This window comes from Ruegeria sp. CJ2, from assembly GCF_056536745.1.
Window position 1 is genome coordinate 277150 of sequence record NZ_JBQFQF010000002.1, and the last position, 13348, is coordinate 290497.

Genomic DNA, 13348 nt, shown 5'->3' on the forward strand with positions numbered 1-13348 from the left:
ATTCTGAGCCTTTGCCAGTCAAAGAGGCCCGCCATTTTCTCGTTTTGCTCTGATCCCGATACGCTCGGCACGGTTCGTTGGTTCGCTTGCTATCTGACCAACGGCGTGCATTGGCTGTTCTACCTGTCCTTCTTCAAGGTTCTGCTGCTGTTGGCCATTACTGCGCCCGTAGCTTTGGGGTTCGGCTTTCTGGGGGCCATGGCTGCCCGGTCGCATTTCCTGCCGCTGACGTGGTTGGGCAAGGGCTATATCGCCATCGTGCGCGGCGTGCCGGATATCGCGTTTTTCATGTTCTTCGTGATCGCGCTGGATCAGGCGTTTGAATGGACACGGCACAAGATACTGTGCCCTGAATGGACGGATCCGATCCGACAGGGCAATGACTTTATCGTGTGTCAGTCGGCGAAACTGCCACTGGGCACCGCCCCTGAATGGGTGCACGAAACCTATGGCTTCTTTCTGGCCGTGATCACCTTTTCCATCGTGTTCGGCGCTTTTGCCGCCAACGTCCTGTTTGGCGGGATGCGCGCCGTGCCACACGCGCAGCTGGAAACGGCGGCGGCTTATGGGATGACACACCGCCAGACCTTCTGGCGCATCCTTGTGCCCCAGATGTGGGTCTATGCCCTGCCCGGCCTGTCGAACCTATGGATGGTGCTGATCAAAGCCACACCGCTGCTGTTCCTGCTGGGCATCGAAGACATCGTCTATTGGGCGCGCGAACTGGGCGCCTTCAAGAACCCGAAATTCACCCAATACCCGCATGGCGATTGGCGCATGTGGTATTTCCTGGCCCTGCTGGTGTTCTATCTGGGCATGACCCGCGTCTCGGAAATCGGTCTTGAACGGCTGATGCGCCGCCTGTCCCACGGTCAGGCCACATCCGGCGGAGAGCTGCTGCGCAAGGAGACCACCGCATGAGCTGTATCCAGACTATTCAGGACTACGGCCTGCGTTCGATTGGTTTTGGTGAACGGGCCATCCCAAAGGCTGACTTCACCCTCTGCGAACAGTTCACCCTGATCGGTTCGGGCATGATCTGGAACATCTATTTCGGGATTATGGCGCTGGTCACCGGGTTCTTTCTGGCCACGGCGCTGGCAGTGGGCAAGGCCTCGACCAAGAAATGGCTGCGCAAACCGTCGGAATGGTTCATCTTTCTGTTCCGGGGCTCGCCACTGTTCATCCAGTTCTTCTTTGCCTATTTTTTCTTTCTGTCCCTCAAACAGAGTTTTCCGTTCCTTGACGCGCTGACCTCGGCCTGGCTGGGCGCGCTGATCGTGCTGTTCTTCAACACCGCCGCCTATTCGGGCGAAATCTTCTATGGCGCGCTGCGCTCGATCCCCAAGGGCGATATCGAGGCCGCGGACGCTTATGGCATGACCGGTTGGTCCCGCTTCCGCCGCATCATCTGGCCCACCATGCTGCGGCTGGCGTGGCCTGCCTATACAAACGAAGCGATCTTTCTGTTCCACGCCACCACGCTGGTCTTCTTCTCGGCCTTCCCGGTCTGGCAGCAACGGGGCGATGCGCTGTATTACGCAGGGTATTTTGCGGACAAGACCTTCAACCCCTTCATTCCCTATCCAATTCTGGCCTTCTACTTCATCCTTCTGACACTGGTGGTCATCTGGGCGTTCGGCCTTGTCAACAAGCGCCTGAACCGGCACCTGCCCGCGGCCAAGCGCAGTAAAATGAAGCTGAGACTGAATCTGGCGCGCTGATTTCCTGCGCGCCACTTCATTATTTAAGACATGCTTGAACGACGCAGATTGCTGAACAACCAATCTCTAATCGGGGAAAAGTGGTACCGCCTCCCTGGCTTGAACAGGGGACCTCTGGATCCACAATCCAGCGCTCTAACCAACTGAGCTAAGGCGGCACTCGTGAGGGGCGATTTACCGAACGCGCCCGGGGAATGCAAGAGGATTAAAGCCGAATTTTCCAGCTTTGTTCGACAAGATCGACGCCGAAGGAATGGACCGGTTTACTGTCCATCAATTGCCAGCCTGTCGCCTTGTAAAGCGCGCACGCGGCGCGGTGACTTTCGTGCGTCCACAGTGACATCTGGCTGAATCCAACGGTGCGTGCGTGGTCCATACATGTGTGCAACAGGCGTTTGCCCAGACCCATCCCCCGGGCCTCTGGCACAAGGAAAAACAGGCGCAGCTTTGCAGTGTTTTCGTCCAGTCTGACGCAGAAAATGCTGCCTAAACGCTGACCATCTTGTTCTGCAATCCAACCACGCTCAACCTCGGGATCATGGGTCGCAACGAAATCCTCAAGGATCTGTTGAACCAGTCGCGCAAAGGATTTGTCGAACCCTTCATCGCGCTCATAAAGGATCCCGTGCTGTTCAACCAGCCACGGCACATCCGAAGCGCAAAAGGGTCTGATCCGTGCATTGTCCATACTGCATCTGACCGCATCAGCGTCTTGATTCTCAACCCTTTGCGCGATAGCACGAATGCTCATCCCCGGAGGCGCATATGGGCATCAATACCGAACGTGACATTCAGGCCAACCTGCAAATCGGCCCGACCGACCAAGGCATGGTGCGCCTGTTCATCGAAGCCGACGGTCTGGAAATCCCAATGGATTTTGACCCGGAAGAAGCCGAAGAGATTGCGGATGAAATCCGAGCAGCTGCGCAAGCCGCACGCGCGGTAAAAGACTGATCCGTCAGAGTCTTGGATCGCGCAGGGCGTGCAGCCTGCGGGCCGCGTCCGTTGCAAATTTCTGTATCATTTTCTTGCGTCGTGCGGGGGCAATCTTGTCCTCGGGGGCCATGCGCACAATCTCGGCATCGTAGGCGTCGGCGATAATTAGGCCGGTTTCCTGAGGCAGCAGGTCTGTTGGAAAATCAGTATCGACGGCCCAGAAAAACCGGTCGCACCATTCCAGATAACCCTGCCATTTGGAATCCGACTGATAATCCGCGCGGCTCGACTTGCACTCAACCACCCAAAGCTCACCTTTGGGGCCCAGCCCCATAACATCAACACGCAACCCGCGCGCGGGCACAAACTCTTCAACAGAGACGAATCCATGCGCACTGAGATGGCGCGCGACACCGCGTGCGAGTTTCTGTCCGGGCTGCAAGTCCAATACCATCCGGGGAATGTGAACAATTAGCGAACAAAAATCAACCCGCCTCCCCTTGCTTATCCGGTCAGCAACACCTAGTTACACCCGTGGCGGGTTCTGCCCTTCTTGTGATTGGTAGCATTCTGGTGGCCTTAAGCAATTCCGAGGGGGCTGGCTCTGTTCAGGTCCTGGCCTGATTACCTGGCGCCCACCTGTACATACAGGTCCTCGGGAATCACACCGCACGGTTGACTGGCGGTCCCGCCACATTTCCCCAAGCTTTGGTTATTTCCCCGTGGGGGCATCCTGACGAACGACAGCAGGCTCAAAGCTGTGCACAACCGGAGAGCCACGGCGCGGGCCGCCGGGTTTTTCGGCCATGCTCATGATCTTGTATGCGAATTGAACCCCGGCAAAAACGATCCCGTTCATGAACCAGATCATCAGCAGCGCGATCAGTCCGACATCCGATCCGGTGATGAGGTTGCGCAGGTTGGCCACATTAAACGCCAGCAGGACGCCGACAAACACCGCCGAGATCACGAACCCCCAAGCAACCTGAGTAATATACAGACGGATCAGTTTGGGCATGACGGGCCTCCTAACGCTCTGACATTCAGGTTAGCGCATGTAAGGCCCGGGTAAAGGTGTCAGAATGCCTCGGGCTGGGCTTCGCGCGCCATATGATCCAAAACGGCGTTGACGAACTTCGGCTCTTTTCCTTCGGGAAAGAAGGCACGCGCCACGTCGACGAATTCGGTGATCACGACTTTGGGCGGTGTATCGCTTTGAGTCAGTTCGGCCCCTGCTGCGCGAAACGCGGCACGCAAGGTCGGGTCGATACGCGCGATGGGCCATTTGGCGACCAGCGCGCGGTCGGTCATCTGGTCGATGGGGGCCTGATAGTTCACGGCGTCTTCAACCAGTTTGCGGAACAGGCGGATGTCGCCGTCCAGCATTTCCTCGCCCTCATAGACGGCACCGAACCGATGATCCAGAAACTCATTCACAACCTGTTCGGTCGTCTGGCCCGACTGCTCCATCTGGAACAGCGCCTGCACAGCATAAAGCCGGGCGGCGGATTTCATCAGGCGTTTCTGGTTGGCCGGTTTCGGCGCGTCTGTCTGGGTCATGCTGTCGTGGGTCCGTTGCTGTCGCCCGCCACTAGGATGGACTCGGACGGCGGCTTGAAGCCCACGCCCTTTTTGGAAGAGCCCCACTTACGGCTGAGCGCGATCAGATGCAAGGCCGCAGCCGCAGCTCCGCCGCCTTTATTCATCTTTTCTGGATTGGCGCGGACCTCGGCCTGTTCGTCATTCTCGACGGTCAGGATGCCGTTGCCGATCAGCAGGCCCTGTAGACCCATCAACTGAATTGCACGGCTGGAATCGTTGCACACCGTTTCGTAATGCGTGGTCTCGCCGCGAATGACACAGCCCAGCGCAACATAGCCGTCATAGTTGCACTGACGGTCTGCCATGGCGATGGTCGTCGGGATTTCCAAGGCGCCGGGCACTTCGACCACGTCACAGGTTCCGCCTGCGGCCTCGATCTCGGCCTTGGCACCGGCGACCATATTATCAGCGATGGCGCGATAGAACGGGGCCACCACCAGCAGCAGCTTCACCGGCTTGTCGAATGTCGGAGTCGGCAGGACGCCAAGTTTGTCTTGTTCAGCCACGATCAGTCTTCCTTGAGGATGGAACGGGTGCCGACGATGGACAGGCCAAACGCGTCGAGCCCCAGATATACGGTTTCCGGCGAGTCGGTCAGCAACACCAGTTCCTGAATGCCCATCTTGGACAGGATCTGCGCGCCCAGACCGGTTTGCTTGATGGTGCGGGGGCCTTCGTCTTCGGCGGCATAAAGCGAGTTGCGTGGCTGCCGGAACAGGCAAACCACGCCGCGCCCTTCTTCGGCGATCTTTTCCATCGCGCGGGGCAACTCGCGCGAGGATTTGGGGCCCAGCCCCAGAATATCCGGCGCTTCGTGCAGGGCGTGGGTGCGGGTCAGGACCGGCTCGGGCGTAGTGATGTCGCCTTTGATCATGACGACGTGTTCAATGCCGTGGGTCTGGTCGGTGAAAATCCGCATCTCCCACTCGCCGCCATATTCGGAATTGACCGTCTCGCGCGAGGTTTCGACCACCAGATTGTCATTGCGCGAGCGATAGGTGATCAGGTCGCTGATGGTACCGATTTTCATGTCGTGGGTTTTGGCAAATTCGACCAGATCGGGCAAACGCGCCATTGTGCCGTCGGCTTTCATGATCTCGCAGATCACGCCCGAAGGGTTCAGCCCGGCCAGGCGCGAGATATCCACAGCGGCCTCGGTATGGCCCGCGCGCACCAGCACCCCGCCCCGCTTGGCGCGCAGGGGGAAGATATGGCCGGGGGTTGCGATGGCCGCCATGGTGTTCTGCTCGTTGATCGCAGTCGCAACGGTCAGGGCGCGGTCAGCGGCGGAAATGCCGGTCGAGACACCTTCGCGCGCCTCAATCGACACGGTGAACGCGGTTTCGTGACGGGACGAGTTGTTGACGGCCATCATCGGCAGGCCCAGCGAATCCACGCGTTCGGCAGTCATCGGCAGGCAGATCAGCCCGCGCCCATGGGTGGCCATGAAGTTGATCGCCTCGGTATCCGCGAATTCGGCAGCGATAACCAGATCGCCTTCATTCTCACGATCTTCGTGGTCGACCAGAATATACATCCGGCCTTTGCGCGCCTCTTCGATGATCTCTTCGATCGGGCTGATCGCGTCGCGCAGTTGTGCTTCGACGGGTCCGGGGGTTTCAAAGCTCATTGGGCAGCCTTTCGCTGAGCAAGTTTGCACGGGTGGATAGACCACCGCGCGCGCAAAGGCCAGTCTGCAAACGCCCCGAACCGGCCTGAACGCGGCGTTTCAGTCAGGACATTTCAGCCAAACGCGCGACGTAACGGGCCAGCGTGTCAATCTCAAGGTTCACTTTGTCACCGACGGAAACGTCGCCCCAGGTTGTTACTTCTTTGGTATGCGGGATGAAGTTGATGCCAAAATCGCAGCCTGCGACGTCATTGACGGTCAGAGACGTTCCATTCAGTGCAACCGAGCCCTTGGGCGCAATGAAACGCGCCAGGTCCTTGGGTGCGCGCAGAGTTACGCGGGTGCTGTCGCCCACGTCTTCCACCGCGACAACTTCGGCCACGCCGTCGACATGACCGGACACAATGTGCCCGCCCAATTCATCCCCAACCTTCAGGGCGCGCTCCAGATTGACACGCTTACCAACCTGCCAACTGTCCAGATTGGTTTTCGACACGGTTTCAGCGCTGATCTGGACATCATACCAATCGTCGCCCAGCGCAATAACGGTCAGGCAGACACCATCGCTGGCAATCGAGGCGCCAATATCAATGCCGCCCGTATCATATTCCGTTTTGATCCGCGCCCGCAGATCGCCCTGCTGGTCCAACTCGGTAACAGTGCCAACATCTGTAACGATCCCCGTAAACATTGCTTTAACCCTCAGCTTCTAACCTGTGACCAGTTTTCCAAGCCGAGGTAAGCGTAACAGACTGCATGGGCAAGCCCCGCCTTGCCGCGAATGATACAAACGGGCATAATTTCCGCACCAAAACGAAACGAGCAGCACCAATGCCACCACTCACCACCGGCGCAGATGGCCGCGTGTTCCTGTTTCTACAGGGGCCGCATGGCCCATTCTTCAGCGCTCTGGGCCGCGCACTGCGCGGAACTGGGGCTGAGGTCTGGCGCGTGGGTTTCAACGCCGGGGATGAAGTGTTCTGGTTCGACCGCAACAGTTTCATTCCCTTCCTCGATCCCGTCGACACATGGCCGGGTCGGTTCGCGGACCTTATCGAAACTCTGAACGTCACGGATATCGTGTTGTACGGAGACACCCGGCCCGTCCACGCCCAGGCAGTAGAAATCGCGCGCGCCCGAGGTGTCACGGTGCATGTGTTCGAAGAGGGTTATCTTCGACCATGGTGGATCACCTATGAGCGTTCAGGCTCTAACGGGAATTCTCGGCTGATGACACTGGCAGTCGAGCAGATGGAACGGGCGCTGGATCGCTCTGACACGCCGAAGCCGCCGCCTCCGTCGCATTGGGGTGATATGCGGCAGCACATTTTCTATGGCGCGCTCTACCATTGGTTCCTTTTGTTTCTGAACCATCGTTTCAGCAACTTCCGGCGGCACCGAGACTTACCGGTCTCAAAAGAATTCCGCTTGTACTTCAAACGGTTGATGCTGATGCCGTTTCACAGGATACAACGGCGCTGGGCCACGGCACGGGCGCGCAGCAGCGGATTGCCGTACCATCTGGTCCTTCTTCAATTGGGACATGACAGTTCCGTTCAGTCTCACTCGGATTATTCCTGCATGTCCGACTTTCTGGAACACGCGATCCAAGGATTTGCAGAGGGCGCCCCCCAGCATCACCAGCTTGTCGTGAAAGAGCATCCACTGGAAAACCACCGCGAACCCTTGCGGCACAAAACCCGCATTATTGCCAAGAAATACGGGATCGCGGATCGGATTCATTATGTCCCAGGCGGAAAACTCGCCAAACTGCTGGATGACGCCAATTCCGCGGTCACGATCAACTCGACAGCAGGTCAGCAGGTGCTGTGGCGTGGAATCCCGATACGTACTTTCGGCACATCCGTCTATGACAAGCCGGAGTTCGTGTCAGAACAGCCCATTGCAGAGTTCTTTGCCCACCCCGATCCGCCAGACCACGACGCCTATCAGGTATACCGGGATTTTCTATTGAAAACCTGTCAGGTGCCGGGCGGGTTCTATTCCAGATACGGTCGACGCCAGTTGCTGCGCCGCGTCGCAGACATGATGCTTAGCCCATACGACCCTTACCATTCGGTCCTTGCTGAGACAGAGACTCAGACGCCACAGTTAAGAATAGTGGAAGGAAACGAACAGGTTGTTACTGGAAGTCACGCGAAGAAACAGATAGCGTAACGCAAACAAAAAAGACTGAGGATATTCGGCAGTGCAGAGCTTTCCAATCCACTGGATGCGGGGGGTTACCCTTGTGGCCGCGCTTGGCCTTCTGGCGGCGTGTCAACTTCCAAAGTCCGGACCCAGCAAGAACCAGATTCTGGCCGGTTCCGTTGAAAACGGCGGCAACGCCTTCGTCGTGGAAGTCGACGATCGTGTCGCGCAGGCTACGTCCGCAGTTCCGCAATTCGGCTTTCCCGCCTCGTTTCAAAGTGCGCAGAGCTTGGCCGCAGACACAGTCCGCCCAGGCGACGTGTTGGGGCTGACGGTGTGGGAAAACGTCGATGATGGCCTGTTGACTGGGCCAACCGGGGCCGCCACAGCGCTGAACGAGGTTCAGGTAGACAGCGACGGGTTTATCTTTGTGCCCTATGCGGGGCGTGTCCGTGCAGCCGGAAACACCCCGGAACAGTTACGCACGCAGATCACCCAAGAGCTCAAGGATCAGACGCCCGATCCGCAAGTCGAAGTGCGTCGTATCGCCGGTGACGGATCAACCGTTTCGCTCACAGGTACCATCGGGGCACCGGGTATCTATCCGATTGAACGCCCGACACGCACCCTGACGGGCATGCTGTCCCAAGCTGGTGGTGTTGCTGTTGGGTCAGACATCGCACTGGTAACGCTAATTCGCGGCAACGAACGGGGCACGGTCTGGTACGAGGACTTGTTTAGCAACCCGCGGATGGACGTGGCCCTGCGCGGCGGTGACCGAATTCTGGTTGAGGCTGACGCACGGTCTTATATCGCATTGGGCGCGACCGGCGGGCAGTCGCGTGTTGCCTTTGACAGCCAGGACCTGTCCGCGCTTGAAGCGCTTGCCCAAGTTGGCGGCTTGCAGTCCTTATCTTCGGACCCCACAGGCATTTTCGTTCTGCGGCGAGAGCGGCAGGACATCGCGCGTTCGGTTATGGGGCGCGCGGATCTGCAAGGGGATCAACGTATGATCTACCTGCTGAACCTGACCGCCCCGAACGGGCTATTCGTGGCCCGGGACTTTGTCATTCGCGACGACGACACGATCTATGTGACCGAGGCGCCCTACTCGCAGTGGAGTAAGTCGATTTCCCTTATCGCGGGCGGGCTGACACCCTTCGCGAACGTCGCCACGCTCACGGGCGGCTGATGTATCCCGAGACATCGGTCGGGGCTGATCGCACCCGACTGTTTGTTTACAACGGCGGTTTTCTGACGGGGCAGCGCATACGCCGCATTCTGACGCTTGCAGGCTACGACATTCGGTTAGGCCTTCCCAGGGAGGACGATGTTGTCGGCATTTGGGGCAACAGCCCTACGGCCCATCGCGGCCTAAACATAGCCAAGAAGCATAACGCGCCCCTTCTTAGGGTCGAGGATGCCTTTTTACGTTCGCTGCATACGGGACGAAGCGGCGAGGCCCCGTTGGGCCTGCTGCTAGATCGCACCGGGTTGCACTTCGATCCGGCCCAACCGTCTGATCTTGAAACGCTTCTGAGCTCTCACCCGCTGGACGATACCGCCCTGCTCAACAGGGCGCGTGGCGGGATCACCCGTATGAAAGAGCTCCACATCAGTAAGTATTCCGCGTTTGATACGGCCCTTTCGCCACCCGACCCCGGATATGTTCTGGTCGTGGATCAGGCGCGCGACGACGCATCGGTCACCGCCAGCAAGGGCGACGCTGCGCGGTTCCGTGAAATGCTTGTCATAGCGCAGGAAGAAAACCCGGGCGCGCGCGTTTTGATAAAGACCCACCCTGAAACGATCGCAGGGCATCGCGCCGGGTATTTTTCTGAGCAGGACTTGTCCGATCGGGTCACGATCTTTGACGCCCCGCTGAGCCCCTGGACCTTGCTGGAAGGGGCCGTTGGTGTTTACACCTTGTCGTCCCAATTGGGGTTCGAAGCCATCCTCGCCGGGCACAAACCCCGCATTTTTGGCGAGCCGTTCTATGCCGGTTGGGGATTGACACAGGACGAACATTTCTTCCCGCGCAGGCAGCGCACTTTGACCCGTGCGCAGTTGTTTGCGGCCGCTATGGTTCTGTATCCAAAGTGGTATGACCCGTTTCAAGACCAGTTGTGCGAGTTCGAAACGGTTCTCGACATTCTTGAGGCGCAAACGCGCGCTTGGCGGCAGGATCACAAAGGTTGGACAGCCTCGGATATGCGGCTGTGGAAGCGCAAACACCTGCAACAGATGTTCGGGCGCGAAAAGAAAATGCGGTTCACGGCTGGGGTTCCTGAAAATCCGGACCGACCACACATGGTATGGGGCAATCACGCGCGCGACGCCGGGCATGTCACGCGGGTCGAAGATGGATTTCTCCGGTCCCGAGGGCTTGGCGCGCGTCTTGTGCCACCCCTGTCCCTGGCCACCGACGACATCGGAATCTACTACGACCCGACCCGCCCGAGCCAGCTTGAGGACTTGATCGCCCGGCGGGAAACCCTGCGACCGGATCAGGAAATCCGAGCTGAAAAGCTTGTCTCGCGCATCGTGTCTGCGCAACTCAGCAAATACAATACGGGCGGCTCATGCCCGGAATTGCCCGAAGGCCACCGGATACTCGTCCCCGGTCAGGTAGAGGATGACGCGTCAATCCTTCTGGGCACCAACAATGTGCGGACCAATCTTGAGCTGTTGCGCACGACGCGCGAGGCGAACCCTGACGCCGTCATCATCTACAAGCCGCACCCGGATGTCGAAGCCAAGCTGCGCGAAGGCGAGATTGACACGGCAGGGCTAGCTGATGTCGTCGCGATGAACACCGACCCGGCACTGTTGCTTTCGCAAGTCCAGGAAGTCTGGACCATGACGTCGCTGCTGGGGTTCGAGGCGCTAATACGGGGCGTCAGCGTCACGACGCTTGGCGGGCCTTTCTATGCAGGCTGGGGGCTGACCCAAGATCTGGGATCCGTTCCCGCGCGACGCGGAGCGCGCCCTACGTTGTTGGGTTTGGTGCACGCGTCGTTGATAGACTATCCACGCTATTTGGACCCCTTCACCGGCCAGCCCTGCCCTGTCGAGGTTGCGTTACAGCGTTTGGCCGACGGTTATGGGGCGACAGGTGGCGCGTCTGTTCGCCTGCTGTCCAAACTACAGGGCATATTTGCCACACACGCGCATCTCTGGCGGAGAGGTTAGCGGAAAGATCGCGTCCAGCGGTGAAGCACATCCGGCCCAACAGCCCGCGCCTCCAACAGTTCGAACCGAGGTGCAGCATCCAAAGTCTCCAGCCCAAGTGAACCGATTGCCGACAAACCTTCCGCGCCGATTGTCAGGCCAGCACTGAATCCGACCAACTCATCGACAAAGTCTTCGGCCAGCAATGACGCCGCCAGCGCTGACCCTCCTTCGCAGAAGACACGGGTCAGACCGGCCTGCCCCAACTGCTGCAAAAGGTCCGTGGCATCAATCTGGTGATCGTTTAGCGCGCAAGGGATCAGCGTCGCGCCAAGCCCTTCCCAAGCGCGCGCACGCTCGGGATCCGGCGATGGGCCGTGGCACAGCCACAGCGGAATCTGCGCCGCGGTTCTGGCAAGTTGGCCGATCAACGGAATGTCCAGGTGGCGCGACACGACAACCCTTACAGGCTGGTTGTCTATTCCAAGATCGCGCACATTCAGCGACGGGTCATCTGCCCGCGCGGTTCCGGCCCCGACCATCACCGCGTCATGCCGGGCGCGCATCGCATGCACCACACGCCTTGCCTTGGGGCCAGTGATCCACTGGCTATGACCGCTTGAGGTCGCGATCCGGCCATCAAAACTGCTGGCCAGTTTGAGGGTCACAAAAGGCCGCCCCTGTTCAGTTTTCAGGAAGAACCCCGCATGATCCCGGGCCGCTTGATCGGCGAGAACCCCGGTGGTCACTTCAATTCCTGCCTCGCGAAGCATCGAAAAGCCCTGCCCGGCCACGCGCGGATCGCTGTCCTCGATCGCTGAGACAACGCGCGAGACACCCGCCGCGATCAGAGCTTCGGCGCAGGGCGGCGTCTTACCGTGGTGAGAACATGGCTCCAGAGACACAAATGCTGTCGCACCGCGCGCCGCATCTCCGGCCTGAGCCAGGGCTTCGGTCTCGGCATGGGGTCGTCCGCCCGGCTGCGTCCAGCCGCGCCCGACGATCCGACCGTCACGCACGACAACGCAACCGACGGCCGGGTTTGGCCAACACGTTCCCTGACCGCGCTGACCCAAGGACAGGGCCAATGCCATATATCGCTTATCTGTTTCGATCACTCGTCTGACGAAGGCTGCGGCGGTCGCAACTCGTGGACGAACTCCTCAAAGTCATCGGCCGCCTGGAAATTCTTGTACACGCTGGCAAAGCGAACATAAGCCACCGTGTCAATCCGCGCCAGAGCTTCCATGACGATCTCGCCGATCTTGCTTGAGGGGATATCGGTTTCGCCCATGCTTTCCAGACGGCGCACGATGCCAGAGATCATCTGGTCAATGCGATCCGGCTCAATCGGGCGTTTCTGCATCGAAATGCGGATCGAGCGTTCCAGCTTGTCGCGGTCGAAGTCTTCGCGCTTGCCGTTGGTCTTAATCACAACCAAATCGCGCAACTGTACGCGTTCATAGGTCGTGAACCGTCCGCCACAAGCCGGGCAGAAGCGGCGTCTGCGGATCGCAACGTGATCCTCTGCCGGACGTGAATCTTTCACCTGAGTGTCGATATTTCCGCAAAACGGGCAGCGCATCCGCCGTCTCCTCGTCCCTTTATCCGCCTCTTTTTGTAAGCACTACGGCTTACTTATCCACAACTATAGGGCAGCCGCTAGGGTTTGGGTAGTCGGAATTTTTCACCGCAAGATAAAGGGGTCAGGCAAAATGCGCAGCGACCCTTCTATTATGAGCCATCGCACGATGTTCAAACAGGTAAACACCCTGCCATGTTCCCAGCAAAGGGTGCCCGTTCGTTACCGGAATGCTAAGGGAAACCGGTAAAAGTGCGGCCTTGATATGCGCGGGCATATCGTCGGGACCTTCGTAAGTGTGACGCAGATAGGACATCGACGGGTGATCAGATGGCGGCACCAGCCTTTCAAAGAAGGCTTGCAAATCCGTCTGAACCTCAGGGTCCGCGTTTTCCTGGATCACGAGGGAACAAGACGTGTGCCGCACAAACAATGTCAGCAAACCATCGCCTGAGACCGAGTTAAGCCAGTTGCGCAGGTCCAAGGTGAATTCATACAACCCCGGCCCTTTCGTCGAAATAATAAACTCGGTCTGCATTTAGTGGTTCGCTT

The 13348-nt window shown here is 58.7% G+C and carries 16 protein-coding genes and 1 tRNA gene; 6 read left to right on the plus strand and 11 right to left on the minus strand.

All coding sequences use genetic code 11. The features are described from left to right. The first annotated feature begins 33 nt into the window (after positions 1 to 33). Both ACR0MS_RS03735 and ACR0MS_RS03740 read left to right on the plus strand, forming a co-directional pair. Positions 34 to 921, plus strand: a complete 888-nt coding sequence (locus ACR0MS_RS03735) for an ABC transporter permease (RefSeq protein WP_480569759.1) — start codon at positions 34 to 36, stop codon at positions 919 to 921. Next, entirely contained in the window at positions 918 to 1724 is an 807-nt protein-coding gene (locus ACR0MS_RS03740; RefSeq protein ID WP_480569025.1) for an ABC transporter permease, read from the plus strand. Before ACR0MS_RS03735 ends, ACR0MS_RS03740 begins: the two co-directional genes overlap by 4 nt. Positions 1725 to 1805: 81 nt before the next feature. On the opposite strand, the gene ACR0MS_RS03745 is transcribed toward ACR0MS_RS03740, so the two are convergent. Both ACR0MS_RS03745 and ACR0MS_RS03750 read right to left on the minus strand, forming a co-directional pair. Continuing rightward, positions 1806 to 1882, minus strand: a tRNA-His gene (locus tag ACR0MS_RS03745). Positions 1883 to 1929: 47 nt separating this feature from the next. Continuing rightward, positions 1930 to 2412 carry a GNAT family N-acetyltransferase gene (locus ACR0MS_RS03750; RefSeq protein WP_480569022.1) on the minus strand — a complete coding sequence of 161 codons (483 nt, stop codon included), beginning with the start codon at positions 2410 to 2412 and terminating at the stop codon, positions 1930 to 1932. 77 nt (positions 2413 to 2489) lie between these two features. On the opposite strand from ACR0MS_RS03750, the gene ACR0MS_RS03755 reads away from it, so the two are divergent. Next, on the plus strand, positions 2490 to 2678 hold the full coding sequence (locus ACR0MS_RS03755; protein WP_170383615.1) for a DUF6324 family protein: 189 nt from the start codon (positions 2490 to 2492) through the stop codon (positions 2676 to 2678). 4 nt (positions 2679 to 2682) lie between these two features. On the opposite strand, the gene ACR0MS_RS03760 is transcribed toward ACR0MS_RS03755, so the two are convergent. From ACR0MS_RS03760 to ACR0MS_RS03785, 6 genes are all read right to left on the minus strand, one after another. After that, positions 2683 to 3114, minus strand: coding sequence for an MmcB family DNA repair protein (locus ACR0MS_RS03760; protein WP_480569019.1), 432 nt, complete (start codon positions 3112 to 3114; stop codon positions 2683 to 2685). A gap of 258 nt (positions 3115 to 3372) precedes the next feature. Then, a complete protein-coding gene (locus tag ACR0MS_RS03765; RefSeq protein ID WP_480569016.1) occupies positions 3373 to 3678 on the minus strand; it encodes a hypothetical protein in 306 nt (101 codons plus the stop codon). Positions 3679 to 3737: 59 nt separating this feature from the next. Then, positions 3738 to 4220 carry a transcription antitermination factor NusB gene (gene nusB, locus ACR0MS_RS03770; protein ID WP_171121002.1) on the minus strand — a complete coding sequence of 161 codons (483 nt, stop codon included), beginning with the start codon at positions 4218 to 4220 and terminating at the stop codon, positions 3738 to 3740. Next, positions 4217 to 4768, minus strand: a complete 552-nt coding sequence (locus tag ACR0MS_RS03775; protein ID WP_480569013.1) for a 6,7-dimethyl-8-ribityllumazine synthase — start codon at positions 4766 to 4768, stop codon at positions 4217 to 4219. The genes nusB and ACR0MS_RS03775 overlap by 4 nt, the downstream gene beginning before the upstream one ends. A gap of 2 nt (positions 4769 to 4770) precedes the next feature. Beyond that, positions 4771 to 5892, minus strand: coding sequence for a 3,4-dihydroxy-2-butanone-4-phosphate synthase (gene ribB / locus ACR0MS_RS03780; protein WP_480569009.1), 1122 nt, complete (start codon positions 5890 to 5892; stop codon positions 4771 to 4773). 103 nt (positions 5893 to 5995) lie between these two features. Beyond that, the gene (locus tag ACR0MS_RS03785) at positions 5996 to 6583 is read right to left on the minus strand and encodes a riboflavin synthase (protein ID WP_480569006.1); all 588 of its coding nucleotides are present in this window, start codon (positions 6581 to 6583) and stop codon (positions 5996 to 5998) included. A 140-nt stretch (positions 6584 to 6723) separates the two neighbouring features. On the opposite strand from ACR0MS_RS03785, the gene ACR0MS_RS03790 reads away from it, so the two are divergent. Genes ACR0MS_RS03790 through ACR0MS_RS03800 form a run of 3 tightly spaced genes read left to right on the plus strand, consistent with a single transcriptional unit; the run spans position 6724 to position 11235 of the window. After that, positions 6724 to 8070, plus strand: coding sequence for a capsule biosynthesis protein (locus ACR0MS_RS03790; RefSeq protein ID WP_480569003.1), 1347 nt, complete (start codon positions 6724 to 6726; stop codon positions 8068 to 8070). Between the two features lie 31 nt (positions 8071 to 8101). After that, positions 8102 to 9235 (plus strand): polysaccharide biosynthesis/export family protein, encoded by a 1134-nt coding sequence (locus tag ACR0MS_RS03795; protein ID WP_480569000.1) that lies wholly within the window; start codon positions 8102 to 8104, stop codon positions 9233 to 9235. Next, positions 9235 to 11235, plus strand: coding sequence for a capsular polysaccharide biosynthesis protein (locus tag ACR0MS_RS03800; protein ID WP_480568997.1), 2001 nt, complete (start codon positions 9235 to 9237; stop codon positions 11233 to 11235). Before ACR0MS_RS03795 ends, ACR0MS_RS03800 begins: the two co-directional genes overlap by 1 nt. Here the strand turns inward: ACR0MS_RS03800 and ribD are convergent. From ribD to ACR0MS_RS03815, 3 genes are all read right to left on the minus strand, one after another. Continuing rightward, positions 11232 to 12329 carry a bifunctional diaminohydroxyphosphoribosylaminopyrimidine deaminase/5-amino-6-(5-phosphoribosylamino)uracil reductase RibD gene (gene ribD / locus ACR0MS_RS03805; protein WP_480569756.1) on the minus strand — a complete coding sequence of 366 codons (1098 nt, stop codon included), beginning with the start codon at positions 12327 to 12329 and terminating at the stop codon, positions 11232 to 11234. The genes ACR0MS_RS03800 and ribD overlap by 4 nt on opposite strands. Then, positions 12329 to 12799 (minus strand): transcriptional regulator NrdR, encoded by a 471-nt coding sequence (gene nrdR / locus ACR0MS_RS03810; protein WP_171120987.1) that lies wholly within the window; start codon positions 12797 to 12799, stop codon positions 12329 to 12331. The genes ribD and nrdR overlap by 1 nt, the downstream gene beginning before the upstream one ends. A gap of 121 nt (positions 12800 to 12920) precedes the next feature. Next, positions 12921 to 13334, minus strand: a complete 414-nt coding sequence (locus ACR0MS_RS03815) for a secondary thiamine-phosphate synthase enzyme YjbQ (protein ID WP_480568994.1) — start codon at positions 13332 to 13334, stop codon at positions 12921 to 12923. Between the last annotated feature and the right edge of the window lie 14 nt (positions 13335 to 13348).